19 protein-coding genes are annotated in these 25,512 nt (G+C 72.7%); 11 read left to right on the top strand and 8 right to left on the bottom strand.

Features of this window, described 5'->3' with window-relative positions; genetic code table 11:
• Positions 1-675: 675 nt before the first annotated feature.
• Genes ADL22_RS32410 through ADL22_RS32395 form a run of 4 tightly spaced genes read left to right on the top strand, consistent with a single transcriptional unit; the run spans position 676 to position 4,649 of the window.
• Entirely contained in the window at positions 676-1,479 is an 804-nt protein-coding gene (locus ADL22_RS32410; RefSeq protein ID WP_234430945.1) for an ABC transporter permease, read from the top strand.
• Complete coding sequence (locus tag ADL22_RS32405) at positions 1,452-2,348, top strand: ABC transporter ATP-binding protein (RefSeq protein ID WP_066988009.1); 897 nt, start codon at positions 1,452-1,454, stop codon at positions 2,346-2,348. The genes ADL22_RS32410 and ADL22_RS32405 overlap by 28 nt, the downstream gene beginning before the upstream one ends.
• The gene (locus tag ADL22_RS32400; protein ID WP_066988007.1) at positions 2,345-3,442 is read left to right on the top strand and encodes an ABC transporter substrate-binding protein; all 1,098 of its coding nucleotides are present in this window, start codon (positions 2,345-2,347) and stop codon (positions 3,440-3,442) included. The genes ADL22_RS32405 and ADL22_RS32400 overlap by 4 nt, the downstream gene beginning before the upstream one ends.
• A gap of 1 nt (position 3,443) precedes the next feature.
• Positions 3,444-4,649, top strand: a complete 1,206-nt coding sequence (locus ADL22_RS32395) for an LLM class flavin-dependent oxidoreductase (RefSeq protein ID WP_066988006.1) — start codon at positions 3,444-3,446, stop codon at positions 4,647-4,649.
• Between the two features lie 66 nt (positions 4,650-4,715).
• On the opposite strand, the gene ADL22_RS32390 is transcribed toward ADL22_RS32395, so the two are convergent.
• From ADL22_RS32390 to ADL22_RS32365, 6 genes are all read right to left on the bottom strand, one after another.
• A complete protein-coding gene (locus tag ADL22_RS32390; protein ID WP_159048757.1) occupies positions 4,716-6,335 on the bottom strand; it encodes an SUKH-4 family immunity protein in 1,620 nt (539 codons plus the stop codon).
• 128 nt (positions 6,336-6,463) lie between these two features.
• Positions 6,464-8,554 (bottom strand): hypothetical protein, encoded by a 2,091-nt coding sequence (locus tag ADL22_RS32385; RefSeq protein WP_066988003.1) that lies wholly within the window; start codon positions 8,552-8,554, stop codon positions 6,464-6,466.
• Positions 8,551-9,477: an SUKH-4 family immunity protein gene (locus tag ADL22_RS32380; RefSeq protein ID WP_066988001.1), complete on the bottom strand. Its 927-nt coding sequence runs from the start codon at positions 9,475-9,477 to the stop codon at positions 8,551-8,553. The genes ADL22_RS32385 and ADL22_RS32380 overlap by 4 nt, the downstream gene beginning before the upstream one ends.
• Before the next feature lie 26 nt (positions 9,478-9,503).
• Positions 9,504-11,234, bottom strand: coding sequence for a hypothetical protein (locus tag ADL22_RS35595; protein ID WP_159048756.1), 1,731 nt, complete (start codon positions 11,232-11,234; stop codon positions 9,504-9,506).
• Positions 11,235-11,368: 134 nt separating this feature from the next.
• Complete coding sequence (locus tag ADL22_RS32370) at positions 11,369-12,139, bottom strand: GntR family transcriptional regulator (protein ID WP_066987997.1); 771 nt, start codon at positions 12,137-12,139, stop codon at positions 11,369-11,371.
• A gap of 594 nt (positions 12,140-12,733) precedes the next feature.
• Positions 12,734-14,047: an MFS transporter gene (locus ADL22_RS32365; RefSeq protein ID WP_066987995.1), complete on the bottom strand. Its 1,314-nt coding sequence runs from the start codon at positions 14,045-14,047 to the stop codon at positions 12,734-12,736.
• Between the two features lie 223 nt (positions 14,048-14,270).
• Between ADL22_RS32365 and ADL22_RS32360 the strand changes: the two genes are divergently transcribed.
• The 5 genes from ADL22_RS32360 to ADL22_RS32340 all read left to right on the top strand — a co-directional run bounded on the left by ADL22_RS32360 (position 14,271) and on the right by ADL22_RS32340 (position 19,539).
• Positions 14,271-15,089, top strand: coding sequence for a (Fe-S)-binding protein (locus tag ADL22_RS32360; protein WP_066987993.1), 819 nt, complete (start codon positions 14,271-14,273; stop codon positions 15,087-15,089).
• On the top strand, positions 15,086-16,645 hold the full coding sequence (locus tag ADL22_RS32355) for a lactate utilization protein B (protein ID WP_066987991.1): 1,560 nt from the start codon (positions 15,086-15,088) through the stop codon (positions 16,643-16,645). The genes ADL22_RS32360 and ADL22_RS32355 overlap by 4 nt, the downstream gene beginning before the upstream one ends.
• Positions 16,642-17,328 (top strand): LutC/YkgG family protein, encoded by a 687-nt coding sequence (locus ADL22_RS32350; protein WP_066987989.1) that lies wholly within the window; start codon positions 16,642-16,644, stop codon positions 17,326-17,328. Before ADL22_RS32355 ends, ADL22_RS32350 begins: the two co-directional genes overlap by 4 nt.
• A gap of 148 nt (positions 17,329-17,476) precedes the next feature.
• Complete coding sequence (locus ADL22_RS32345) at positions 17,477-18,655, top strand: SGNH/GDSL hydrolase family protein (protein WP_066988011.1); 1,179 nt, start codon at positions 17,477-17,479, stop codon at positions 18,653-18,655.
• A 98-nt stretch (positions 18,656-18,753) separates the two neighbouring features.
• Positions 18,754-19,539 carry an SDR family NAD(P)-dependent oxidoreductase gene (locus ADL22_RS32340; protein WP_066987987.1) on the top strand — a complete coding sequence of 262 codons (786 nt, stop codon included), beginning with the start codon at positions 18,754-18,756 and terminating at the stop codon, positions 19,537-19,539.
• Positions 19,540-19,659: 120 nt separating this feature from the next.
• Here ADL22_RS32340 and ADL22_RS32335 read toward each other — a convergent pair whose 3' ends face one another.
• Positions 19,660-21,552, bottom strand: a complete 1,893-nt coding sequence (locus ADL22_RS32335) for an ABC transporter ATP-binding protein (protein ID WP_079064601.1) — start codon at positions 21,550-21,552, stop codon at positions 19,660-19,662.
• 167 nt (positions 21,553-21,719) lie between these two features.
• On the opposite strand from ADL22_RS32335, the gene ADL22_RS32330 reads away from it, so the two are divergent.
• Positions 21,720-22,190: a MarR family winged helix-turn-helix transcriptional regulator gene (locus tag ADL22_RS32330; RefSeq protein WP_066987985.1), complete on the top strand. Its 471-nt coding sequence runs from the start codon at positions 21,720-21,722 to the stop codon at positions 22,188-22,190.
• Between the two features lie 112 nt (positions 22,191-22,302).
• On the opposite strand, the gene ADL22_RS32325 is transcribed toward ADL22_RS32330, so the two are convergent.
• Positions 22,303-23,700 carry an alpha-amylase gene (locus ADL22_RS32325; RefSeq protein ID WP_066987983.1) on the bottom strand — a complete coding sequence of 466 codons (1,398 nt, stop codon included), beginning with the start codon at positions 23,698-23,700 and terminating at the stop codon, positions 22,303-22,305.
• A gap of 351 nt (positions 23,701-24,051) precedes the next feature.
• Here ADL22_RS32325 and ADL22_RS32320 point away from each other — a divergent pair, with 351 nt between their 5' ends.
• Positions 24,052-25,494 (top strand): Gfo/Idh/MocA family protein, encoded by a 1,443-nt coding sequence (locus ADL22_RS32320; protein ID WP_066987981.1) that lies wholly within the window; start codon positions 24,052-24,054, stop codon positions 25,492-25,494.
• Positions 25,495-25,512 lie beyond the last annotated feature (18 nt).

Here is a 25,512-nt window from a genome sequence, read left to right as displayed (position 1 = left end):
GGGTAAGGTGAGGCCCCGGGGGGGTAAAGGGGGGTACGGTTGGGGGGAATTGGGGGAGTGGGGGGGGGGGGGGCGGGGGAAGGTGCCGGGTGGGTGGGAGTGGCGGGTCCTGGACTGGGTGGCGTGGCGGGCGGCCATGGGCTGTTATGGCTGGTCAATGCTGTGGAAACAAAGGTCCAGCAGCCGAGACGGGGGTTTGACCGGGTCGGTGGGCGGGGTTACGTTCGGCGGCATGTCTACGTCAGCCTTGCTCACCACGCGCGGTCATATCGACCTGCTGCGGGTGGCGTCTGCCGCGTGTTGCTGCCACCGCAGCCGCGGCTGTTGCTGACGTTCGTTTCTTCGGGTGTGGCGGGCGGCCTTCGCTTTCGCTGAGGGGCGGCTGCGGTCCCACGTTCCAGTCATGGCCCCGGTCCTTGTCCTCGGCCTCCGATGCCCGGTCCCCGGCCCCTGGCCCCTGGCCCGTCTCAGGGCTTATTGAGGTCGGTTGGGGCCTGCTTTCGATAGCGGGGTCGGTTCGGTAATTGGCCGGCGTTGGGCGCGGCTTTTTTCGGGTTTTGTTGCGGGTTGTTTCGGTTCGTTCGCCTGGGTTCCCGGTGTGGGTGTGGGCGTAGGCGTGGGTTGGGGTCGGTGCGTGGTGAGTGGGAGCGGGTTGTGGTGACGGCGGGTGGTGGCGTGGAGCTGGTGCGGGTGGTGCCGGTGTCGGGGCGGCGGGGGGTGGTGCCGCGGTGGGTGCGGCGGGCGGTGGCGCCGGTCGGGCTGGTTGTTGTCTGGCAGGTGTTGAGCGGCGGCGGGGTGCTGCCGGCGGATCTGCTGGCGTCGCCGGTGAGTATCGCGGCCACGGGCTGGGGGCTGGTCGCGGACGGGACGCTGCCGTCGGCGATGGGGGTGTCGTTGCAGCGGGTCGTGGTGGGGCTGGTGCTGGGCGGGGCCGCCGGGATCGCGTTGGCGCTGGTGTCGGGGCTGTCGCGGCTGGGTGAGGATCTGGTCGACGCGACGGTGCAGATGTTGCGGTCCGTGCCGTGGGTGGGGGTGATCCCGCTCTTCATCATCTGGCTGGGGATCGGTGAGGCGCCGAAGATCGCGCTGATCGGCGTCGGGGTGGCCTTCCATGTGTATCTGAATGTGTACGCGGGGATCCGGGGCGTGGACGCGCAGTTGGTGGAGGCCGGGGACGCGTTGGGGCTGGGCCGCTGGGGGCTGATCCGGCACGTGGTGCTGCCTGGCGCGCTGCCGGGTGCCATGACCGGGCTGCGGTACGCGCTGGCGACCGCCTGGCTCGCGCTCGTCTTCGGTGAGCAGGTGAACGCGGATGACGGGCTCGGGTTCCTGATGAACCAGGCACGGGAGTTCTTCCGTACCGATGTGATCGTCGTGTGCCTGGTGGTCTACGCGCTGCTCGGGCTGCTCGCCGATTTCCTTGTCCGAACCCTCGAAAGGCTGTTGTTGCAGTGGCGACCGACGTTCATGGGGCAGTGAGCCTCGCCGGCTCCTCCGTGCGCCCGGACACCGCGAGCGAGGAGCTGCGCTCCGGTGGGCTCGCGGTGCGGGTTGACGGGCTGGTGCGGGAGTTCGAGGGGCGGCGGGTGATCGATGAGCTGCAACTCGACATCGCCGCCGGGGAGTTCGTGGCACTGTTGGGGCGTAGTGGGTGTGGGAAGTCCACGTTGCTGCGGGTACTGGCCGGGCTCGACCGGGAGATCGCGGGCGAGGTACTGGTGCCCCGGCGGAAGGCGGTGGCGTTCCAGGCTCCTCGGCTGATGCCGTGGAAGCGGGTCTGGCGCAATGTGCTGCTGGGACTGCCTGGTCGTCCGCAACGTGCCGTCGCGGAGCGGGCCTTGGAGGAGGTGGGCCTCGGGCACCGTGCGGGTGCCTGGCCGAAGACGCTCTCCGGCGGCGAGGCGCAGCGGGCCTCGCTGGCGCGGGCCCTGGTGCGCGATCCGGAACTGCTGCTGCTCGACGAACCGTTCGGCGCCCTCGACGCGCTGACCCGGATCACCGCGCAGCGGCTGGTGGCCCGGTTGTGGCAGGAGCGCGGCTGCGCGGTGCTGCTGGTCACCCACGATGTGGACGAGGCGCTGCTGCTGGCCGACCGCGTGCTGGTGATGGAGGGCGGCCGGATCGCGTACGAGACGGCGGTGGAGCTGCCCCGGCCACGGGATGTCGGGGATCCGCGGTGGGTGGATCTGCGTGCCCGGTTGCTCGACCAGCTCGGGGTGGTCGGGGACGGCCCCGGGGGCGGCCTCGGTGACGCCAAGCCCCACGCGCCGGACGCGCCGCCCCGCGCCCCAGCCCCCCATACCACCCTCCACCTCGACCCCCAAGACCCGAGAACGGACACCCCATGACACCAACACCACAGCGTTACGGCAGTCCAGCACGCCGTTCCGCCCGCCGGGCCCTGGTTCCGCTCGCCTTGCCGCTCGCGCTGATGCTGCTGAGTGCCTGTGGCGGTGCGGCGCGGGCCGGCGGGGACGGGGGCGGCGGGCTCGGCGGGAGCGGTGGGCACACCGACGGGAAGGGCGCGGTGACGCTCAACGTCGGGGACCAGAAGGGCGGTTCGGAGGCGATGCTGCGGGCGGCGGGTGAGTTGAAGAGCCTGCCGTACCGGATCCGGTGGTCGACGTTCACGTCGGGGCCGCCGCTGCTGGAGGCGGTCAACGCCGGGGCGGTGGACGTGGGGGCGGTCGGCAACACGCCGCCGGTCTTCGCGGGCGCCGCGCACTCGAAGATCAAGGTGATCGCGGCCTCCCACAGCCGGTCGGACGGGGAGGCGATCCTGGTGAAGAAGGACTCGCCGCTGACCTCCCCGGCTCAGCTGAAGGGGAAGTCGATCGCGGTGGCGCAGGGCAGTTCGGCCAACTACCAGCTGCTCGCGTCGCTCAAGGCGGCGGGCCTGTCGCCGTCCGACGTCACGCTCAGCTATCTCCAGCCGGCGGACGCGCTGGCCGCGTTCACCCGGGGCAAGGTCGATGCCTGGGCGGTGTGGGACCCGTACACCTCGCAGGCACTGGACCAGGCGGACGCCCGGGTGCTGACGACCGGCCAGGGGCTGGTGAACGGGCTGAGCTTCCAGGTCGCCGCGCCCGCCGCGCTGTCCGACAAGCAGAAGTCCACCGCGCTGAAGGACTACACGGACCGGCTGCGGCGGGCCCAGGACTGGGTGTTCCGGCACCCGGACGCCTGGGCGAAGGCGTGGGCCGAGGCGACCGGGCTGCCGGAGAAGGTGGCGCTCGACGCCGTGCGGCGCACCCGGGGGACGGCGGTGCCGGTCGCGGTGGACAAGGACGCCATCGCGTCCGAGCAGCGGATCGTGGACGCCTTCGCCGCGCTGAAGCTGATTCCGCGGTCGTTCGACTTCGGGGACTTGGTCGATCCCCGGTTCAACGGCGGTCTGCCGCCCTCGGGGACGGCGCCGCGCAGCTATGGAAAGGGCTCGTGACATGTCCGTACACCTGCATTGGTTCCTGCCGACCGGCGGGGACGGCCGGACGCTCGTCGACCGGCACGCGTACACCGACGGCGGAATCCGCCGGGACCGGATCACCCCGGTGAGCGGGGTGCGCGCCCCGGACGTGGAGTATCTGGCGCAGATCGCCAAGGCGGCCGAGCAGCTGGGGTTCGAGGCGGTGCTCACGCCGACCGGGACGTGGTGCGAGGACGCCTGGCTGACGACGATGGCGCTGACGCAGGTCACCGAGCGGCTGAAGTTCCTGGTGGCGTTCCGGCCCGGCGTGATCTCGCCGGTGCTGGCCGCGCAGATGGCGGCCACGTACCAGCGGATCTCGCGCGGGCGGCTGCTGCTGAACGTGGTGACCGGCGGCGACTCGACCGAGCAGAAACGCTTCGGGGACCACCTGGGCCACGATCAGCGGTATGCGCGGACGGATGAGTTCCTGCGGATCGTGCGGGGGGTGTGGAGCGGGCAGCCGTTCGACTTCCGGGGTGAGCACTACGAGGTCGAGGGCGGGCTGACGGCGCTGCCGCCGGATCCGCTGCCGGAGATCTTCTTCGGCGGGTCGTCGGCGGCGGCCGGCCCGGTGGCGGCCCGGAACGTCGATGTCTACCTGACCTGGGGCGAACCGCCCGAGCAGGTCCGGCAGAAGATCGACTGGATCCGAGGGCTGGCCGAGCGGGAGGGGCGGACGGTCCGCTTCGGGATCCGGCTGCACACCATCTCCCGGGACTCGTCCAAGGAAGCGTGGGCGACGGCGGACCGGCTGCTGGCCGACCTCGATCCGGACACCGTGGCCGCCGCCCAGCAGGCGCTGGGCAAGAGCGAGTCGGTGGGGCAGCAGCGGATGCTGGCGCTGCACGGCGGCTCGCGCGACAAGCTGGAGATCGCGCCGAATCTGTGGGCGGGGGTGGGGCTGGTGCGCGGCGGCGCCGGGACCGCGCTGGTCGGCAGCCACGCGGAGGTCGCGGACCGGATCGAGGAGTACCACGCGCTGGGCGTCGAGCACTTCGTGCTGTCCGGCTATCCGCATCTGGAGGAGGCGTACTGGTTCGGTGAGGGCGTCCGGCCGGAGCTGGCCGCGCGCGGACTGCTGGACGCCGGGCGGCCGCCGCTGGCCGGGGTCCCGGCGGCGAACGGGCGGCCGGCGTCGGCCCCCGGTGGCGCACCGCTGCTGGTGGCGGGCGGGCGCTGAGCGGGTGCCTGGCGTTCGGAGGGCGGTGGGGCCGGTCGATCCCGGCTCCACCCTCCACCACGCGCCTTACAGCATCCCCGCCGCGAGGTCGCTCAGCGCGTCGGCCCAGTGACCGGCGCTGTCCGGGGCGAACGCCTCCGGGTCCACGGCCCGGAGGCGCCGCTCCAGGCGTTCGGCGCGCGCCTCCTGGGCCTCGCCGCCGTACTCCGGCTCCTGCCGCAGGGCGGCCAGCGCGAACTCATGGGCGAAGGTGAGGAAGGCGGCGAGGCTGCTGTTGAGGAGTGCCGCCTGCTCGTAGTCGGTCTCCGCGCCGACGATCTCCACCGTTCCGGCCGGACCGAGTACCAGGTCGTCGTCGTGCCACGTCCCCAACCAGTGGTATCCGTCCAGCCCTTCGGGGACGTATACGGCATCGGGGTCGTCGGGATCTTCCGGGCCCACGCCGACCTCGTCCAGGGGGGCCAGGCCGTCCGTGGCCAGCTCCGGGTCCAGGGAGATGCCGGGGACGGGCGAGCGGGGCAGGCCGATGGCGCACAGCACGTCGCGGTCCTGGGGAGGGAGTTGGGGGTCCGCCGCCAGGTCGTCATCGAGGACGAGGAGCTGGTCGGCGCCCCAGAGGGCTACGAGGTCGGCGTGCGAGGGCAGCGTCGCCGCCTCCTGCTGCCCGGCCGCCTCGCCGCTTTCTTCGGGTGCTTCCGGTGCGGGACACGCAGACATGTCCGGGGGAAACGCAGACAGGTCCAGGTCGGTGGGTTCGCCCGTACCGGATGCCAGGCGTTCGGCGTCGAGGCGGAGGGCGAGCGGGCCTGCCGAGGTCCCGAGCAGCAGCAGTCCGCCGGCGGTGAGGTGGGCGGTGCGCGTCCAGGTGCTCAGCCGGAGGTCGAGAAGTGCCTGGCCGGTGTCTGTGCGGAGTACGTACACGCCGTCGCCGTAAGCGCAGGCGACCAGGAGTCCGGTGTCCCCCTCCCCCGCCTCCCGGGCAGCGGCGCTGAGGTGCAGCGGGCGGCCGGGGAGCGGCCATGCCTGGCCGCGCGGTTCGCCGGTGCGCGGGTCCCAGACACGCAGGTGGGACGCGGTGTCGGCGGTGAGGACGGCATCCGGACCGCCGGCCGTACCAGGCACCCAGACCATCCGCGCGATGTCGGTATCGGTCTGCGCGGCGGTCCAACTCCCCACCAGTCGGCCGGTTTCGGCCTCGTGGACGGATACCTGTCCGCCCTCGCTCACCGCGATGTGCGTCGTGCCGGAGACGAGGCCCGCGCACAGGCAGTCCGGGCTCCGCAGGTCCGGCAAGGGCAGTTCGGCCAGGCACGTACGGGCGGCCGCGTCCCAGACCTTGAGTCCTTCGTAGGGATGGGCGGTCACGAACCGGGGGTCGGCGGAGCCCGTTACGGCGGCGATGAGCGCGGGGCCGGAGGAGTCCTCGTCCCGGTGAGTGTCCTCGTCTCCGTAGGGGTGGCGGGTGCCGTCGAGGGGTTCGACGAGGTCGTGCGGGCCCACGCCGATCAGCGCGGTGGGGCCGGCGGCGACCAGGGCGAACGTGCCCTCTTCGGCATCGCAGAGCATGGTGGGCGCCAGCCGCTGCCCCGTGGTGGCGTCCAGCAGCGTCAGCCGGTGCGGGGTGGTGAAGCTGACGCTCGCGTACGCGGTGCCCCCCTTCCAGGCGGCGAGCTGTGCCGTGGCCACGGGGCCCGGCCAGCCGGTCCACGCCTGCCCAGCGGCGTCTTCGGCAGGCCGCGACCGGGCCCAGAGGGGGGTGTACGGCGGGGTCATGCGCTCTCCAAGCCGAGCCGACTGTCGTGGTCCTCCGCAGACTAGTGGTCGGCGGTACGTCCGGACGGCGCGGCCCCCGCGCTCGTATACAGGTGCTCGGGGGCGAACGCCAGGCGGATGCGGGAACCGCCGAAGTCGACGTCGAGCTGGCCCTCGGCGGTGGTGGTGAGCGCGGTGATGTCGGAACCGAAGCGGAGTTCCGCCAGCGTCGATCCGTCGTGCAGGCGCGCCAGCCACAGCCGGTCGGCCGCCGCACAGGCGCTCAGCGGGTCCGGAGTGGCGGTGAGCAGACAGACGTGCTCCGCCACTTCGTCCGTTCGGACGGTGGGGCGCAGCAACCGGCCGTCGCCGTGGCTCCGGACCTGGAGCAGTCCCTCCCGGTCGGCCAGCAGGACCACGGGGACGGTGTCGAGCTGGGTGGTCCGGGCGGCGGTGAACGGCGTGCCGTGCAGCGTCCACCGGAGCGCCTGCTCACCGGCCCCTGCCCCGGTGCCCTGGCCGGCCCCGGCTCCTTGGCCGGCCTCCAGGGTGCCCGTCTCGGTGAGGACGACCGCGTCGCGGGAGGCGTCCTCCCCGGTTGCCTCCGAGCCCTCGTCGGCCCGGGGCCCTCCTTGCTGCGGTACGAGCCGGAGCGCACGGAACGGCAACGCGCCGCCCTGGGCCGACTCGACGGCCGACGCCAGGCGCGTCAGGCCGTGTTGGAAGGCCGCCACCTGGAGCCGGGCGGCCTGGTGGGCCGAGGGCGGGTGCAGCAGGTCCAGCACCGGGCGCAGCGCGACCGCGGAAGCGTCGGCGGAGGCGGCAGCGGCGGCACGAAGTCCGTCGAGGTCCGCGTGCAGCAGTACGCCGGGGTAGTCGAGCAGGGGGCCGAGAGCGCCGGGAACGGCGGCGGCCTGCTTGATCAGCGCCGACAGCAGCCCGGGGGGCGCCTGCGACCAGAGGGGGTGCGGAGCCCCTTCGGCCGCCGGGTCGACGGGCACCCGGCCGGCGAGGGAGTGGATGACGGCCGTGCGGCCCGCACGTTCCGCCTCCGGGGGCCGCAGGGCGAGCAGTGCGGTGCCGATGGCGGGGTGCCGCAGCCGGTACGGGGTCTCGTCGTCACCGTCACCGTCGCCGGCCGGGTCAGGCCGGTGCGGGGCGAGCAGCGCCCGGGACGCGTCGAGAGCCGCGCCGAACTCCCCCGACCTGACCTGCCGCCCCGCCACGGCGGCGGTCGCCAGGCGCCACAGGCGGCGGTCGATCCCGGCGGGCCCGGCGAGCGCCAGCGCGTAGAGGGCGTCCGCAGCGAGCGGGACGTCGGCCGACAGGGTGTGCAGGAGCCGGGCGACGGTGTCGTGGGTTGTGGCGGGGTGTGGGTCGGCAGGCTGTGCACGCCCCGGCTCCGCCGGATCGGCCAACAGCCGTTCCAGTACGAGGAGTTGGGCTAACAGGAAGTTGGGATACGCGGCTCGGGAGATCTCATCGGCGGGCAACGGGAGCGGCTGCTCGCCCCGGTCGTCGAGACCGCCCTCGCCTCCCAGGCCGATGCCGCACAGCGCCGCCACGTACCCGTCGAAGGCCGCCCGGCCGGTCCAGCGAGGCTGGTCCAGGTCCACGATCTCGCAGCCCTCGAAGAAGGGGGCCCACTCCGGCGCCCCCTCGGTGACCAGGCGTACGGTGGGCAGCTTCGCCATGGGGGCGAGCAGCGTCTCGATGAGGTGCCTGGTGTGCCGGTCGTTCGGGACCGGGCCCGCCTCGTCCAGTTCGCCGAGGGCCACGCAGACCGGACGTGCGTCGGCGGCGAGGACCGAGAGCAGTTCGCCGGCCGTGGCGGTCTCGTAGCCGAGTTGCTGTCCGAGGGCGGTCGCCAAGTCGTCGGCGCCCCGGCCGCGGGCACCGAGCGCCGCGTGGAAGACCGGACGCGCCGAGTCCGTGCCCGCCCCGCTCTCCTCCCCCTCCCCCTCCGCCTGACTGCGGAGGAAGAGCCAGGTGAGGACGGTACTGCGGCCGGTGCCGGCGGCCCCCGTCACGTAGAACGTGCCGCCGGTGTCCGATGTCGCCGTGAGGAATTCCTGGAGGGCGTCCGCGACGGCCTGGCGCCCGCACGGGAATTCCAGGCCCGCGGCGCGTCCTTCCGCTTCGCTATCGGTCACTCGGCTGATTCCCCCGATCCCTTTGACCTCTCGGACTCCGCCGATTCCTCGGACTCCTCGGATTCACCGGATTCCTCGATAAACGCGGTCAGTTCGGCGATTCCGGCCGCGCGTTCGGCGGCGCCGGGGCCGTAGTCGAAGCTGTAGGTGACCTCGGCCTCGGGGAAGGTGGCGGCCAGCCACGCGGCGCAATAGCAGCCGGGCAGCTCGCAGGGTTCGAGATCCGTGTGGATACGGGTGACCCGGTCGGCTTCGATATCGCGCTTGAGGAGTTCCGTCCCCAGGCGGCGCGCGACGTGCCCCTGCCCGGGAAGGCTGTATCCGGAGACCGTGCGGGTCGCCCCGGTGGCGGTGCGGAATTCGATGATCCCGGAGGCGTCGACCGACGCGGTGAGGCGGAGATCGTCCGTGACCAGCGGCCACCAGTTGTCCTCGTCGGCCATCGCCTCGGGGTCGAGGGCGGCGAGCCCGTCCCGGAAGGCCGTGACGGCGGCCACCGCGTCCGGGCCGATGGGGTCGTCCGACAGCCGCTGGAGCAGCGTACGGAGCCCGGCCAGGGCGGTCAGCCATGTCTGGGCGGAGCTGTTGACCAGGCGGGTGGGGAACACCGCCCCGCAGGAGGCCGCGTGGATGCCGCCGGTCGGTGCCCAGCAGATCTGCGATCCGGCGTCGTCACCGAGCCGCCAGAACGCGGTCGCCTCGCCTACGGGCTGGGAGAGCCCGGACTCCTCCGCGTAGCGCATGAGCGGCGCCGGCGCGTCGGCGGCCCGGAAGTAGGGGCCGACCTCTTCCGGGACCCCGGCCGCCGCCAGTACGTCGCCGAGCGGGCCGGGGACCCCCAGCTCCGCCAGGAGGCTCGGGTGCCAGCGGCGTACCGGCGGCCCGGTGGGCCCGGTCGGCCCCCAGGAATCGTGCATGGCCATTTAACGTGTTCCTCCGCTGCCGCGCGTCAACTTCGCCGCTTGATGGGCGGTTCCCCGAAGACCCATCGTAGGTGGTCTTCCATCTCCCGATTTCCCTGCTTCTTGGAGCCCGGCGTGTGGTGATCGTATTCGAACGCGTAGGACCGGTCGGCGCCGTTGAAGTAATGCCGGGTCCAGTCATTGCAGTTGGGGACCTGCTGGTTGCAGTAGTCGCGTTCCGAATAGATGCGGGTGACTTTTATTTTCCGCTCGGGACCGGGATCGCGGCCCTCCGCCCTGGCCTTTTCCCGTTCCTCGTCCAGGCGCTGCTGCTTCTCCAGCAGGGGGACGCCGACGACGCGCTCGGAGTGGACCCCTTTGCTGCGGCCGATCTCCACATGCTTTTCCCCGCGTTCGTCCTCGAACTCGAAGGCCGCGTAGTTCCTTTTGGATTTGTCGCCCTGTGCCTTCCGCCGATCATTGACCTTGACCGCCAGGTCGTGGGTGCGCGGATCGACCTTCGTGGCGTCCTGTTTGGGATTGCGCTTGGCGTTGGCCGGCAGCGGGAACTTGCTGTTCTTCTTCTGCCGCTTCGGCTTCTTCTCCTCGGTGTCGGAACCACCGGGCGAGGAACTGGCCTTGCGCTTGAGCGAGCCGCCGGAGTCCTTGTCCAGGCCGAGCCCTTTGAAGCGGTCGGACAGCCCCTTGTCGTTCTCCTCATGGTTCTTGGACATCTGCTTGACACCGCGGGTCATGTCCTCGTCGAGGTGCTTGGCGGCTTTCTTGGTGCCTTCCTCGATACCGTCGATGACCTTGTCGAGCAGGGGATTGGCGGCGTCCGCGATGGCGTCCTTGCCGCGAGTGCGGCCGTGGTGGCTCTTCGCGCGGCGGATCTTGCCGCCGGCGCCGTTGCGGAAGGTGCTGCCGGCGCTCTGAAGGCTCGTGGCGACGTGCTCGTGCGCCTCCGGATCGTGGGTGAAGCCGCCGCTCCCGCCGGACCCGCTCCCCCCGGAACCGCTCCCGCCGGACCCGCTGCCGCCCCCGGGGGACCCGCCGCGCCCTCCCCCACCGCCGTGGCCGCCGCCGGTGCTGAGGAGTTGCATCTGCCCGCCGGCCGCGGCCTTCGCGTCCTGGACGCCCTGGTCGAGGCCGTCCTTGCCGGCCTGGGCCGCGTGCCCGAGGTCGATGCCCTTCTGGGTGCCGAGGGCGTTGGCGCCGAGCTGCACCACCAGATCCCCGACCATCGCCCCGAGCGCTTCCTCGACGGGCGTGAGGGCGATGCTGACGACCTGCTGGACGATCTGTTCGCAGACCTCCTTGAACGCCCTTTTCACAATGGCCCGGGTCGCCTGGGTCGCGGCCAGCGCGCCGACCTCGGACAGTCCGAAGGTGAAGGGCGCGGCGGCCTGTGCGGCGATCACCTCGGCCGCGAGAATGCCCAGTTGGACCAGGGCGGCGATTTTGGCCCCCTCGATGAGGGTGGCCACCCCGTCCAACGCCGTGCCCGCTAATCGCCCGCATTCGGCAAGGCCCTTGAGATGCTTGCCGTTGATTTTTCCCCAGTGGGAGTTCAGCGCCTCCACGGCGAGCGAACCGCCCGCCGAGCCCACCAGCCCCTGAATCGCGGTATGGGCCTCATTGGCGCCGTCCTCGATGTCATCGGCGAACTCCCGCATGGCGTTCGCCATTTCGCGGTAGTCGTCCTCGTCGACGTTGGGCCATGACACACCGATGAGATCGAGTATCTCGTCTGCCCAGCCCGGCAGTACCACACCCACGCGTAAGACGCCCCCGCCCGTAGAACTTCGGGACCCGTAGGACCCTCACCACCCCCGTGATCCCACAAGACGGTCTCACGCGGGACAGTGGTTCCCGAAGCCCGGAACGAGCCGTTGTGACGTGCGCCTCCCGCTCACCGCGCCTGCCACACCGGCAGGGCCGGGGCGCCGGGCGGCAGCATGTGCTTGGCGGCGAGCAGCGGGGTCCGGTCGAGCCGGATCACCTGGGTGACCAGGACGCCGGGGGTCTCGGCGGGGCGGCCGAGCTGGGCGCCGCGCTGGCGGCCGAGGGTGGTGGCCACGATGGTGCTGCTGCCGGTGAGCGGCAGTCCGCGCCCGGCGTCCAGCAGCAGCCGCAGCATGGACGACGTCCGGGCGGCGGGCCCGTCGAACGCCTCGGCGGCCTCCGGCAGCAGCTCCGCCAGCGTCTCGTCGGCGGCCCACTCCTGGGTGAGGCAGGCCGGGAGGCCGCCGACCTCTATCACGCTCTCCCAGAAGCGGACCTCGCCGCCGGCCGGCAGGACCAGGTGCTGGGTGGAGAAGTCGGTGGGCTCCTCGCGCGTACGGGCCACCGGTACGGTCACCACCTGGCGGCCCTCGCCCAGCAGCACTTCCAGCGGTTTGAGGAATTCGAAGCCGCGCGGCGGCGGGTGGTGGCTGACCGTGCGCCCCACCCCGCGCCGGACGTTGATCACGCCGTCCTCCTGGAGGAGGATCAGCGCCTCGCGCAGGGCCGGGCGGCTGACGCCCAGTTCGGCGGCGAGCCGGGGCTCGGTGGGCAGGGTGGAGCCGGGCGGGTAGGTGCCGGCGCGGATGGCCTCCACCATCCGTTCGTACAGCGCGACGACGGGCCGCCGCTGCGGCCGGCCGGGCGGCGCGGCCCGGTCCTGTTGTCTGCCAGCCATCTCCGTCTCCGGGCGTGTGTGGTCCGACCGCGTACGCGGGCGCCCGGGGTGGGCGCGTACGGCCAGTTTCCCATCAGCGGGGGCGGAATGGGGTGGTCCCCGCGCGCGGGCGTACGGGTTCCTGCCATCCGCCCGCCCGGCGAGCGCGCCCGGCCCGCTGTCACTTGTCCGACAGCCCGCCCCCTCGACGGGGACACACCTCGTACGGGAACACGCCTCTCCGCAGGACCCCTATGGGAACAAACGAACGCACAAGCGAATGTTCGCCGGAAAGCGTGATCGATCCCGGAATCGCTTCCCTGCGCGACCCGCGACGGGTGATGCTTACGGGGCGCAAGCGACGGGCTGCAGACCGTCACAGCGCCTCCGGTCGACATCCCTTGCTGGGCCGGAGAGTTGGTCCCACAACGCAACTTGCTAGGAGACAGAGCCAGATGAACATCCTCACCAGCCTGCTTGCCGGCATCGTCCACCTCGTGGGCTGGCTCGTCTGACGGACTCGCAGCACCACAGGGCGCCGCTCCTCCCGTCCCAGGAGGAGCGGCGCCTTCTGTTTGGCTCACACAACGACCCTATGAGCACGGCCAGTTGGAGTTATTTCTCCAACGGCCGCCGCGCGGTTTCCGGCAGCGTCAGGTAGACGACGAAGGAGATCAGGCAGAGCACCGCGACGTACCACGGGAAGAGGTCCGGGTGCCCGGCCTGCTTGAACCACGTCCCGACGTACGGGGCGGTGCCGCCGAAGAGGGCGACGGTCAGGGAGTACGGGAAGCCGATCCCGGCGGCGCGGACCCGGGCCGGGAAGATCTCGGCGTTCACCGCGGCGGCGACGGAGGTGTAGCCGGTGAGCAGCACCATCCCGGCGCACTGCACCAGCAGCAGTGAGAGGAACGCGTCGGTGACGAGGTGGAGCAGCGGGACGGCCAGGACGGCGAAGCCGAGCGCGAAGGTGATCAGCAGCGGTTTGCGTCCGACGCGGTCGGAGAGCAGACCGCCCAGCGGCTGGAGCAGGGCGAAGAAGGCCAGCGAGAGGGTGCCGACGGTGAGCGCGTCGCCCTTGTCGAAACCGGCGTTGACCTGGGCGTAGGTGGGGAGGTACGTGGTCCAGGTGTAGTAGGCGATGGTGCCGCCGGCGGTGATGCCGCAGATCAGCAGCGACTGGCGGGGGTAGCGCCGCAGCGCCTCGAACAGGCCGGGGCGGTCGGCCCGCCCGTCCCCGTCCGCCGCCTCGGGCAGGGTCTCCCGGGCGCCGCTGCGGATCCACAGTCCGAGCAGGCTCAGCAGCGCGCCGACGAGGAACGCCACCCGCCAGCCCCACTGGCCCATCTGCGTCTCGGTGAGCAGCCCGGCGAGCAGCGCCCCCGTACCGGAGGCGAGCAGCTGGCCGAGGGTGGTGGAGACGTACTGGAAGCTGGAGAACAGGCCGCGGCGGCCCTCCCCGGCGGACTCGACCAGGAAGGTGGTGGACGCGGCGAATTCGCCGCCCACCGACAGGCCCTGCACCAGGCGGGCGAGGACCAGCACGAGGGGGGCGAGGACGCCGGTGGCCGCGTACGTCGGCGTGAGCGCGACCAGCAGGCTGCCGCCGCCCATCAGCAGGATGGTGAGGGTGAGCGCGGCGCGCCGGCCGCGCCGGTCGGCGACCGCGCCCATCAGCAGTCCGCCGACCGGGCGCATGAAGAAGCCGACCGCGAAGACCGCGAAGGTGGAGAGCAGCGGCACGAGGGAGTTGCCGGCGCCCTTGGGGAAGACCTGGTCGGCGAAGTAGACCGCCAGGAAGGAATAGGCGTACCAGTCGTACCACTCGACGGCGTTGCCGACGGAGGCGGCGGCCAGTTGCCGCAGCTGGGACGGCGGACGGTCACCACCGGGTGTCCGGTCCTCGGTTATGGGCTGTGCGCTCGACATTGGTCTGGAAGCTCCCGGTCCTTCTCCTCGGCCTGCCGCTGGGGCAGGATGGCCCGACAAGTGATCATGTACCGGCGAGGCGGGTGGCCACCAGGGGTCGGCGTGGCCGGATCGCCGCCGCCAAGCGGCCGAAAGGCGGCGGAAACACGGCGGCAATGCGGTGGCAACGCCGGCGGCAGCCCCCGGGCGTACGGGCCCGGGAGAGAGCGAGGTGAGGGGATTCGTGCGGGTAGGACTGTTCGTCACCTGTATCAATGACGCGCTCCGGCCGCGGACCGGGCAGGCGGTGGTGGCGCTGCTGGAGCGGCTGGGCGTCGAGGTCGGGTTCCCGATGGCGCAGAGCTGCTGCGGGCAGCCGCAGTTCAACACCGGCTACCGGCACGCCGCCGAGCCGCTGGTCCGCCGCTTCGACCGGGCGTTCCGGGAGTACGACTACGTGGTCACCCCGTCCGGCTCGTGCGCCGCGATGGTGCGCGACAACTTCCCGCGGATCGGTGCGAAGGCGCAGGCCGAGGGGCGCGGCCGGGAGCTGGCGGAGGCCGCGGCGCGGGCGGTGCCCAAGACGTACGAGCTGACGGAGTTCCTGGTGGACGTGCTGGGGGTGACGGATGTCGGCGCGTACTACCCGCACACCGTCACATACCACCCGACCTGCCACGGGCTGCGGATGCTGGGGCTGGGCGACCGGCCGCGGCGGCTGCTGGAGCGGGTGCGGGGGCTGACGCTGCGGGAGCTGCCGGGGGCCGAGGAGTGCTGCGGCTTCGGCGGGACGTTCGCGGTGAAGAACCCGGCGGTGTCGGCCGCGATGGGCGCCGACAAGGTGCGCGCGGTGAACGGGACCGGCGCGGCGGCGGTGTGCGCGGTGGACAACTCCTGTCTGCTGCACATCGGCGGCATGCTCGTACGGCAGGGCTCGCGGGTCCGGGCGGTGCACCTCGCGGAGATCCTGGCCGCGACGGAGGCGGACGCCGAGGCTCAAGCGCAAGCGGATACGGCTGCGGGCGGCAGTACGGGCGCCGGGGCGGAAGGGGGCGGGCGATGAGCCGCAGTTTCCTCGGGATGCCGGCGTTCCCCCGGGCCGCGGCGGTCACCACCCGCGACACCCGGCTGCGCGCCAACCTCACCCACGCCACCCACACCATCCGCGACAAGCGGGCCCGTGCGGTGGCCGAACTCGACGACTGGGCGGAGCTGCGCGCCGCGGGCGCCGCGATCAAGGACCGGACGCTGCGCCACCTCGACCACTATCTGGAGCGGCTGGAGGCGTCGGTGACCGCCGCGGGCGGCCGGGTCCACTGGGCGGCGGACGCGGACGAGGCCAACCGCATCGTGACCCGGCTGGTGCGGGAGACCGGCGAGCGCGAGGTCGTCAAGGTCAAGTCGATGGCGACGCAGGAGACCGGGCTGAACGAGGCGCTGGAGCGGGCCGGTATCCGGGCGTACGAGACGGATCTCGCGGAGCTGATCGTGCAGCTCGGTGACGACCTTCCGTCGCACATCCTGGTGCCGGCGATCCACCGCAACCGGGGCGAGATCCGCGACATCTTCCGGCGGGAGATGGGCAAGTGGGGCCGCCCGGCGCCCGAGGGGCTGTCGGACTCCCCCGCCGAGCTGGCCGAGGCGGCCCGGCGCCATCTGCGGGAGAAGTTCCTGTCCGCGAAGGTCGGGATCTCCGGCGCCAACTTCATGGTCGCCGACACCGGCACCCTGGTGGTCGTGGAGTCGGAGGGCAACGGCCGGATGTGCCTGACCCTGCCGGAGACCCTGATCTCCGTCGTCGGCATCGAGAAGGTCGTGCCGAGCTGGCAGGATCTGGAGGTCTTCCTCCAGCTGCTGCCGCGCTCCTCCACCGCCGAGCGGATGAACCCGTACACCACCACCTGGACGGGGACGGCCGACGGCGACGGGCCGCGGACCTTCCATCTGGTGCTGCTCGACAACGGGCGGAGCGACACCCTGGCGGACACCGTGGGCCGGCAGGCGCTGCGCTGCATCCGCTGCTCGGCGTGTCTGAACGTCTGCCCGGTCTACGAGCGGGCCGGCGGGCACGCGTACGGCTCGCCCTACCCGGGGCCGATCGGCGCCATCCTCACCCCTCAACTCCGGGGCTTGGCAGGCCCGTTGGAGGAGTCGCTGCCGTACGCGTCGTCGCTGTGCGGGGCGTGCTACGAGGTGTGCCCGGTGGCCATCGACATCCCCGAGGTGCTGGTGCATCTGCGGGAGCGGGTGGTGGAGGGCGGGCCGGTCACCCGGCGCGGGGCCCGGGTGGTGCTCAAACCGGCGAAGGGGCACGCGGCGGAGCGGGCCGCGCTGCGCGCCGCTGCCTGGGCGTTCGACCATCCCGGCGCACTGCGCGGCGGGATGCGGCTGGCCGCGCGGACCCGGCGGCTGCATCCGCGGCGGCTGCCGGGGCCGGGGCGCGCCTGGTCCGACACCCGGGCGCTGCCGGCGGTGCCGGCCGAGTCGTTCCGCGACTGGTGGCAGCGCACCCGGGGCGGGGCCGGGCAGGCGGCCGGGGGCCCCGGGGGCAGTGGCGACTCCGGCAGCTCCAGCGACTTCGACGGCTCCGGTAACTCCGGTAAGGGAGACGTGGGATGAGCAGCAGGGATGTGGTCCTGGCGCGGGTGCGCCGGGCGCTGGCCGATGTGCCGCGCGGGGAGGGTCCGTACGATCCGCCGGTCCCCCGGGACTACCGCCGGGTGCACGGCTCCCGGACGCCCGGCGAGACCGTGGCGCTGCTGGCGGAGAACCTCGCGGACTACCGCGCGGTGGTGCACCGCTGCGCGCCCGGTGAGCTGCCGGCGCTGCTCGCCCGGCTGCTGGCGGCACGCGGGGCGCGGACGGTGGTGGCGCCGCCGGGGCTGGACCCGCGGTGGCTGGCCGCGGCCGAGGTCACCGTCCGCCCGGACCGGGCCGCGGACACCGCGCGCGAACTGGACGCGGTGGACAGCGTGGTGACGGGGTGCGCGCTGGCGATCGCGGAGACCGGCACCCTGGTGCTGGACGGCGGTCCGGACCAGGGGCGGCGCCGGATCACCCTCGTTCCGGACCACCACATCTGCGTGGTGCGGGTGCCGGCGCAGGTCGTCGGGTCGGTCCCCGAGGCACTCCCCCGGCTCGCGCCGGAGCGCCCGCTGACCTGGATCTCCGGGCCGTCCGCGACCAGTGATATCGAGCTGGACCGGGTGGAGGGGGTGCACGGGCCGCGGACGCTGGAGGTCGTCCTCCTGACGGACGACGGGGACGAGGACGGGCACGGGGACGGGGACGCGGTGGGGTGAGCCGATGCGGGGTGGGCCGCGGAGGGTGACCCTGGCGTTGGTAGGCACCCGGTTGGTACCACTCACAGGTGTCTGGGTACCCCTCGCGCGGCTCGGCAGACTCGTGGTCATCGCCACCGAGCAGATGACCGAGAGGCAGGCACACCCCATGAGCAGCAACACCAACTCCGTTTCCTGGCAGGCCGGTTGGATCACCTCCGTGCAGCGGCCGAGCGTGGGCTTCCACAAGAACTGGGCCGAGGAGGGCTTCGGCGGCCAGACCGTCCGGCAGCGCGTACGGGTCGCCGGCTCTGGCACCCTGGCGCGGATCAAGCTGTCGAACCGCTACGGCAGCGCGCCGCTGGAGGTGTCCGGCGCGAGCATCGCCCGGGCCGGCGAGGGCGCGGCGGTGGCCGCCGGTTCGCTCCGGCGGCTGACCTTCGGCGGGGCGGAGTCGGTGCGGATCCCGGCGGGCGGCGAGGTCTACAGCGACGCCGCCGAGCTGACCGCCGCCGCGTTCGACACGCTGACCGTGTCGCTGTACTTCGCCCGGCCGACCGGTCCGGCGACCTTCCACGCCCAGGCGTGGGCCACCGCGTACCGGGCGGCCGGCGAGCAGCTGGGCGAGGTGGACCCGGCGGTCTTCGGGGAGACCACGGTGTCGTGGTACTACCTTGCCGCGGTCGAACTGGCGGACGGCGGACCGGTGGAGCGGGACGCGGTGGTGCTCTTCGGCGACTCGATCACCGACGGCTTCGGCTCGACCGTGGACGCCAACGGGCGCTACTCGGACGCGCTGGCCGGGATCCTGGCCAGCGAGGGCCGCCCACTGCGGGTCCTGAACTCCGGTATCGGCGGCAATCTGCTGCTGAACGACTCGGAGTGGTTCGGCGAGCGGGCCGGGGCGCGCTTCCAGCGGGACGTGCTGGACGTACCGGGGGTGCGGTCGGTGGTGGTGCTGGTGGGGCTGAACGACATCGGCTTCAGCGAGGTGGACCTGCCCACCTACAAGCCCAACCCGGACAACGCGGCGGACGCCCTCATCGCGGGCTACCAGGAGCTGATCGCCCGGGCGCACGCGGCCGGGGTGCGGATCATCGGCGGGACGGTCCTGCCGTTCAAGGGGTCGGAATACCACACCCCGGCGGCGGAGGCGAAGCGCCGGGCGGTCAACGCCTGGATCCGGACCTCGGGCGCCTTCGACGCGGTGGCCGACTTCGCCGCCGCGATGGCCGACCCGGAGGACCCGGACGCGCTGGCGCCCGCGTACGACAGCGGCGACCGCAAGCACCCCGGCGACGAGGGCTACCGCGTGATGGCCCGGGCGATCGACCCGGCCGCGCTCTGACCCCACCGCGCTCCGCCCCCTCCCGCATCCTTCAACGAGCCGACGAGACGTCAAAGAACCGACGAGACGTCAACGAACCCACCAGACAAGGAGTTCCCATGGATCTGGAACTGCACGGCAAGGTCTTCATCGTCACCGGCGCGTCGGCGGGCATCGGCGCCGCCACCGCCCGGCTGCTGGCCGAGGAGGGCGCCACCGTGGTCGGGGTGGCGCGGAAGGCGGACGCGGTGGAGGAACTGGGGCCGCGGGTCGGGGCGGTGGCCGCCGATCTGACCGACCCGGACGCGCCGGACCGGGTGGTGGCGGCCGCGCTGGAACGGCACGGGCGGCTGGACGGGCTGGTCAACAACGTCGGCGCGCTGACCTCGCGGACCGGCTTCCTGGACGTGTCGGACGCGGAGTGGAAGGCCACCTTCGACCTCAACTTCCACTCCCTGGTGCGGATGACCCGGGCGGCGCTGCCGGCGCTGCTGGAGCGCGGGGCGGGCTCGCTTGTCCACATCGCCAGTGAGGCGGCGCGGTTCCCGGACGTGCCGCTGGTGGACTACGCGGCGTCCAAGACGGCGATGCTGTCGGTCAGCAAGACCCTGGCCGCGGAGTTCGGTCCGCGCGGGGTGCGGTCCAACGTCGTCTCCCCCGGGCCGACCCGGACCGCGCTGTGGGACGCGCCGGGCGGCTTCGCGGAGCAGCTGGCGGAGCAGTACGGGGTGGGCACGGAGGAGGCCGTGGAGCGGTTCGTCAAGGAGGAGCGCAAGCTGCCCAGCGGCCGGATCGGCGCGCCGGAGGACGTCGCCCGGATCGTGGCCTATCTGCTGTCGCCGCTGTCCGGGCAGGTCACCGGGGCCGAGTGGGCGGTGGACGGCGGAGCGCTGCGGCAGATCTGAGGCGGCCGATCTCCGAGCGGCGGGCGCGAGGCGGCGGTCCCGATGGGGCCGTTGGGGCCGCTCGGGTTCGGCCGGTGGCCGGTGCGGGGTCCTGGGGAGATTCGCCAGGGCCCCGCCGGCTCATACCAGGACGCCGGGCGGGCGGCCGTCGCCCACGGCATCGTCGTCCTCGGCGTCCGGGGCGCCCGGTCCCTCCGGGGCGTCCAGATCGCCCAGCCCGTCCGGGGTGCGCCGGGCGTCGCGGCGGACCAGGGCGGCGTAGCGGCCGCCGGCGGCGAGGAGTTCGCGGTGGGTGCCGCGTTCGGCGATCCGGCCGCCGTCGAGGACGACGATCTGGTCGGCGTCGCGGACGGTGGAGAGGCGGTGCGCGATGGTGATCGTGGTGCGGCCCGCGGAGAGCGCGTCGATGGCCCGCTGGACGGCGTGTTCGGTACGGGTGTCCAGGGCGCTGGTGGCCTCGTCGAGGACCAGCACCGGCGGGTCGCGCAGAATCGTCCGGGCGATCGCCAGGCGCTGCTTCTCCCCGCCGGAGAAGCGGTAGCCGCGTTCGCCGACGAGGGTGTCGTAGCCGTCCGGGAGGGCCGCGATGTGGTCGTGTATCTGGGCGATCCGGGCGGCCCGTTCGATCTCCTCGCCGGTGGCGTCGGGCTTGGCGAAGCGGAGGTTCTCGGCGACCGAGGCGTGGAAGAGGTAGGTCTCCTGGGAGACCACGCCGACCGCGCGGGCGAGGGTGTCGAAGTCCAGGTCGCGGACGTCGGTGCCATCGAGGGTGACCCGGCCGCCGGTCACGTCGTACAGGCGCGGGACGAGGTAGCTCAGGGTGGTCTTGCCGCTGCCGGTCGCGCCGACGACGGCGAGGCTGCTGCCGGCCGGGACGGTCAGGTCGATGCCGTCGAGGGTGGGCGCGGCGTCCGGGTCGTAGCGGAACGAGACGTTCTCGAAGCGGATCTCGCCGCGCGGAGCGGGCAGCCGGACGGGGGCGGCGGGTTCGGTGAGGCCCACCGGCAAATCCAGGTATTCGAAGATGCGCTGGAAGAGCGCCAGCGACGTCTGCATCTGCACGCCGGTGGTCAGCAGCGAGACGGTCGGGCGGAGCAGGCCCTGCTGGAGGGTGACGAACGCGACCAGGGTGCCCAGCGAGAACGCCGGGCCGCCGAGCCGGAGCACCAGGCCGGCCGCCCAGTAGATCAGCGCGGGCATGGCGGCCATGACGATGCCGATGGTGGCCATCCGCCAGCGGCCGGCCATGTTGGCGCGCACCTCCAGGCCGACCAGCTGCTCGGACTCCGCGGCGAACCGCTTGGTCAGCGAGTCGGCGCGGCCCATGGTGCGGCCGAGCAGGACGCCGCTGACCGAGAGGGATTCGGTGACCATCGCGGACATCGCGGCCATCTGCTTCTGCCGCTTGGTGGTGATCTTCTTGCGTTCGTTGCCGACCCGGCGGCTGATCCAGACGAAGAGCGGGAGCAGCAGCAGCGAGACCGCGGTCAGCCGCCAGTCGAGGGCGATCATGGCGACGACGGTGGCGACGACCGAGGTGAGGTTGGAGACCAGGGAGGTGGCGGTGGAGGTGACGGTCGCCTGCATACCGCCGATGTCGTTGGCGATCCGGGACTGGACCTCGCCGGTGCGGGTGCGGGTGAAGAACGCCAGCGGCATCCGCTGGAGCTTGGCGTAGACGGCGGTGCGCAGATCGTGCATCACGCGCTGTCCGACGGTGGTGGAGATCAGGGTCTGCAGCACGCCGAAGACGCTGGTCGTGACGGCGGTGGCGATCATGCCCAGCGCGAGCAGCGACAGCAGTCCGGTCCGGCGGCCGGGGATGGCGACGTCGAGGATCTCGCGGAGCAGGAACGGGGAGGCCACCGAGACCAGCGAGGAGGCGGCGACGAGCAGGCCGACCAGGGCCAGCCGGCCGCGGTACGGGCGGAACAGCGCGAGGATCCGCCGCAGCTGGACGGGGGCGTCGGGGTCCTTGGGCGGCGGGGTCCAGTTCGGTTCGTCGGGACGCATGGGCTCCTTCGGGGAGGGCGGTACGGGGCGCGGGCCGGGGCGGGGGGCGTGCGGTGCGGCCCGCGCGCCCCCGGCCCGGCGGCCGGCAACTCTGCCGGGAAAACTTTTCCGAGCCTAGCTCATAGTTACCTAGACTCACAATGAATCTTGTCCTGTATCGTGGGGCCATGCCCTCCCCCGAGCCGCCGGCCGGCGCCGCGGACGCCAACGTCGCCGAGCAGCTGGTACGGCTGACCCGCCGCATGCAGCGCGCCCAGAAGCGCCATATGGACCGCCTCGACCTCGCCGTCACCCCCGCCCAGTCCCGGCTGCTGCGGATCGTCGGCCACTGCCGCGGCACCGCGCCCCGGATGGCCGACCTCGCCGAGCGGCTGGAGGTGGTGCCCCGCGCGGTGACGACGCTGGTGGACGCCCTGGAGGCGAACGGCACGGTGCGCCGGGTACCCGACCCGGCCAACCGCCGCGTGGTCCGCATCGAACTCACCGACACCGGCCGCTCGGCCCTCCGCGCCCTCCGCGGCGCCCGCCGAGCCGCCGCCGAGGAGATCCTGTCCCCCCTCACCCCCGCCCAGCGCGCCCAGCTGGGCGGCTTGCTGTCCACGCTGGTGGACGGGGCGGGGGGAACGGGGGCGCATTGACCGGAGGGGCCAGGTGCGCCGGACGGGCCGGCAATTCCCAGCCCGTCCGGTCCATGAGAGCGGGCGCGCCTCGGCAATCCCAGCCCGTCCGGCGTTTGAGGACGAGCGAGCGTCAGCGAGCGATATGCAGCGCGACCGCGCTACGGGCCGGCACCGTGATCCGCGCCGTACCGTCCGCGCCGACCACCACCTCGTGCCCCCCGCACGCCCCCGGCCGGCCCGCGATCACATCGCAGTACGTCCCCGGGGGCAGCGGCGTGGCGAACGTCCGGCTCACCGGCGCACCCCCCGCGTTGATCGCCACGAACCCGGCGGACCCGCGCCCGAACGCGATCACCGACCCCCCGTCGTCCCACCAGTGGTTCAGCTCCGCCGAACCCACCGCGTTGCGGAACCCCACCATCCCGGTGATCTCCCGCTTCGCGTGCTCCCCGGTCCAGCCGGAGCCCCCGGACGGCGGCGGCCCGGCGTCCTTGTCGGTCCACGCGTAGCCGGAGTACACGTTCGGCGACCCGTACGGCGAGGCGAGCATGAAGACGTTGGCGAGGGTGTAGGCCGCGCCGTCCTTGTAGCTGAGCGTCGAACCGTTGCGCTCGGTGTCCCAGTTGTCGACGAACGTCCGGGCCTGGCCGCCCGGAAGCTTGCCGTCCGCGACGGACTTCAGCTGGGCCAGGCCGCCGCCGGTGAACGCGCTCTTGAGCTGCGTGCCGTACCGGAACTCGTCCACGTCGCCGATGCCGGTGTACTCCTCCGGCTGCACCGCCTCGCCGGCGCCGTGGATGACTTCCTGCACCCAGTAGCCGGGGTCCTTCATCTTGCCCTTGATCGCGGCGAGATCGGCCGCGGCGATGTGCTTGGCCGCGTCGATCCGGAAGCCGTCCGCGCCCAGCGACCGCAGGTCGTCGAGGTAGCGGGCGAGCGTGGTGCGGACGTAGTCGCTGCCGGTGTCGAGGTCCGCGAGGCCGACCAGCTCGCAGTTCTGCACCTCGTCGCGGTTGGTGTAGTCGGCGATGGTCCGGCGGCAGCCGTGGAAGTCCCAGTCCTGGTACGTGCCGGGGTAGGTGTACTTGGTGTACCGGGTGCCGCCGGTGCCCGTACCGGACCCTGCGGACATGTGGTTGACGACGGCGTCGGCGATGACCTTGACACCGGCCGCGTGGCAGGCGCGGGCCATCGCGGCGAACGCGTCCCGGTCGCCCAGCCGCCCGGCGATCTTGTAGCTGACCGGCTGGTACGAGGTCCACCACTGGTCGCCCTGGATGTGCTCGGAGGCGGGCGAGACCTCCACGTAGCCGTAGCCGGCCGGGCCGAGCTGGTCGGTGCAGGCCCGGGCGACATCGGCGTAGCGCCACTCGAAGAGGGTGGCGGTGACGGTCCGTTCGCCGGGCGGGGCGGCGTGCGCGGGCCAGGGGGCGCACACGGCGAGGCCGGCCGCGGCCAGGATTCCGGCGAGCTTCCTGCCCGGCACACGGGGGCGGCGGCGCGCCGAACGGCTCCTTCGTCGCTGCATTGTTGCGGCTCCTTCGTCATGGGGCACGGGGACCGCGCCCACGGGAGCAGCCACGCGCCAGGCCGCCATGGGGGGTGTCCGCTCCGGAGCCTGCCGTTTCGTACGTGAACACGTCAAGGCTTTCCGCAAGGGTTTTCAGGTTCTTGCGAAAGCCGCTGGCGGGTCCGCGCGCGGCACCGCCGCCCGGCACGTCCGGCGGTGTACGAAGAGTCCACGTACGCGCACCGGGAGTCCAAGCGTCCGTGACAACGCGCCCCAGGCGCCCTCTTGTGCCCCGGGCCTCCCAACCGTCAGGGTCCTCACCGAGGTTCACGACTGTCCCGCGTACGATCCGCTCCCCTTGGAGGACCGATGCACGAGGCACTTCCGCAGCACGAGGAGACCGACGGCAACGGCGAGGGCCCGAGCCGCCGTTCGGTCCTGTGGACCGCCGGCGCGGCGGGCGCCGGGCTGGGACTCACCGGGCTCGGCACCGGCCGGGCCGCCGCGGCCGGCCCCGGAACGGCCGGGGACGCCGCGGCGGCCGGCGCCGCGGCCCCCGAGCGCAAGGGCAAAACCATGATCGGGGTGCCGTTCGAGCCGCGCTCCACCGTCCGCGTCGGCATCATCGGCCTCGGCAACCGCGGCGGCAGCATGATCGACCTGTTCCTGGCGATGCCGCAGGTACGGGTGGTGGCGCTGTGCGACCCGGTCAAGGAGAAGACCGCGAAGGCGGCGGCGAAGGTCACCAAGGCCGGGCAGCCCGCGCCCGCCGTCTACACCAACGGCGACCACGACTTCGAAAACCTCTGCAAGCGCACCGACATCGACTTCGTCTACGCGGCGACGCCGTGGGACTGGCACTACGAGATGGCGAAGACCGCCATGCTCAACGGCAAGCACGTCGGCACCGAATGCCCGCTGGCGCTGCGCCTGGAGCAGCTGTGGGAGCTGGTCGACCTCTCGGAGCGGACCCGCAGACACTGCCTCCAGCTGGAGAACTGCTGCTACGGCAGAAACGAGATGCGGGTGCTGCGGATGGCGCACGCCGGCCTCTTCGGCGAACTGCTGCACGGCGCCGGGGCGTACATCCACGACCTGCGGGGCCTGATGTTCGACCCGGCGTATTACGAGGGGCCGTGGCGGCGGCTGTGGCACACCCGGCTGCGCGGCGACCTCTACCCCAACCACGGCTTCGGGCCGGTCGCCAACTACATGGACGTCAACCGCGGCGACCGGGTGGTGCGGATCTCCAGCTTCGGCACACCGGCACTGGGCCTGGCCGCGTACCGCGCGCAGCACATGCCGGCCGGCGACCCCAGCTGGAAGGAGTCGTACATCGAGAGCGACCGGACGATCAGCCTGGTGCAGACCGCCAAGGGCCGGGTGATCCGGCTGGAGCACGACGTCTCGACCCCGCACCCGTACAGCCGGATCAACAGCCTCGGCGGCACCAAGGGCCTCTTCGAGGACTACCCGGAGCGGATCTACCTGGAGCCGGACCAGAACAACGACGAGTGGGGCGACTTCGGGAAGTACGCCGAGTGGGACCACTGGCTGTGGAAGGAGCACGCCAACCCGCCCGGCGGCCACGGCGGGATGGACTACATGCTGGTCTTCCGGCTGACCCAGTGCCTGCGCCTGGGCCTGGTACCGGACTTCGACGTCTACGACGCGGCGACCTGGTCCGCGCCGGTTCCGCTGAGCGACCGCTCGATCAAGGCGAAGGGCGCACCGCAGGAGATCCCGGACTTCACCCGGGGGATGTGGCGGAAGGCGCGGCCGGGGGTGGACTCGGAGAAGCCGGAGGGGTAGGCGGGGGTGGGGCCGGTG

It is taken from the genome of Streptomyces sp. NRRL F-4489 (assembly GCF_001509485.1).
Classification (GTDB): domain Bacteria; phylum Actinomycetota; class Actinomycetes; order Streptomycetales; family Streptomycetaceae; genus Streptomyces.
This window is presented reverse-complemented; position numbering and strand designations above follow the sequence as displayed.

Excerpts from the sequence above, each read along its gene's own strand:
- ADL22_RS32355 (WP_066987991.1), top strand. The coding sequence starts at position 15,086 with ATGAGCCGCAGTTTCCTCGGGATGCCGGCGTTCCCCCGGGCCGCGGCG.
- ADL22_RS32325 (WP_066987983.1), bottom strand. The coding sequence starts at position 23,700 with ATGCAGCGACGAAGGAGCCGTTCGGCGCGCCGCCGCCCCCGTGTGCCG.
- ADL22_RS32370 (WP_066987997.1), bottom strand. The coding sequence starts at position 12,139 with ATGGCTGGCAGACAACAGGACCGGGCCGCGCCGCCCGGCCGGCCGCAG.
- ADL22_RS32340 (WP_066987987.1), top strand. The coding sequence starts at position 18,754 with ATGGATCTGGAACTGCACGGCAAGGTCTTCATCGTCACCGGCGCGTCG.
- ADL22_RS32320 (WP_066987981.1), top strand. The coding sequence starts at position 24,052 with ATGCACGAGGCACTTCCGCAGCACGAGGAGACCGACGGCAACGGCGAG.
- ADL22_RS32380 (WP_066988001.1), bottom strand. The coding sequence starts at position 9,477 with ATGGCCATGCACGATTCCTGGGGGCCGACCGGGCCCACCGGGCCGCCG.
- ADL22_RS32345 (WP_066988011.1), top strand. The coding sequence starts at position 17,477 with ATGAGCAGCAACACCAACTCCGTTTCCTGGCAGGCCGGTTGGATCACC.
- ADL22_RS32335 (WP_079064601.1), bottom strand. The coding sequence starts at position 21,552 with ATGCGTCCCGACGAACCGAACTGGACCCCGCCGCCCAAGGACCCCGAC.
- ADL22_RS32365 (WP_066987995.1), bottom strand. The coding sequence starts at position 14,047 with ATGTCGAGCGCACAGCCCATAACCGAGGACCGGACACCCGGTGGTGAC.
- ADL22_RS32395 (WP_066988006.1), top strand. The coding sequence starts at position 3,444 with ATGTCCGTACACCTGCATTGGTTCCTGCCGACCGGCGGGGACGGCCGG.
- ADL22_RS32400 (WP_066988007.1), top strand. The coding sequence starts at position 2,345 with ATGACACCAACACCACAGCGTTACGGCAGTCCAGCACGCCGTTCCGCC.
- ADL22_RS32330 (WP_066987985.1), top strand. The coding sequence starts at position 21,720 with ATGCCCTCCCCCGAGCCGCCGGCCGGCGCCGCGGACGCCAACGTCGCC.
- ADL22_RS32350 (WP_066987989.1), top strand. The coding sequence starts at position 16,642 with ATGAGCAGCAGGGATGTGGTCCTGGCGCGGGTGCGCCGGGCGCTGGCC.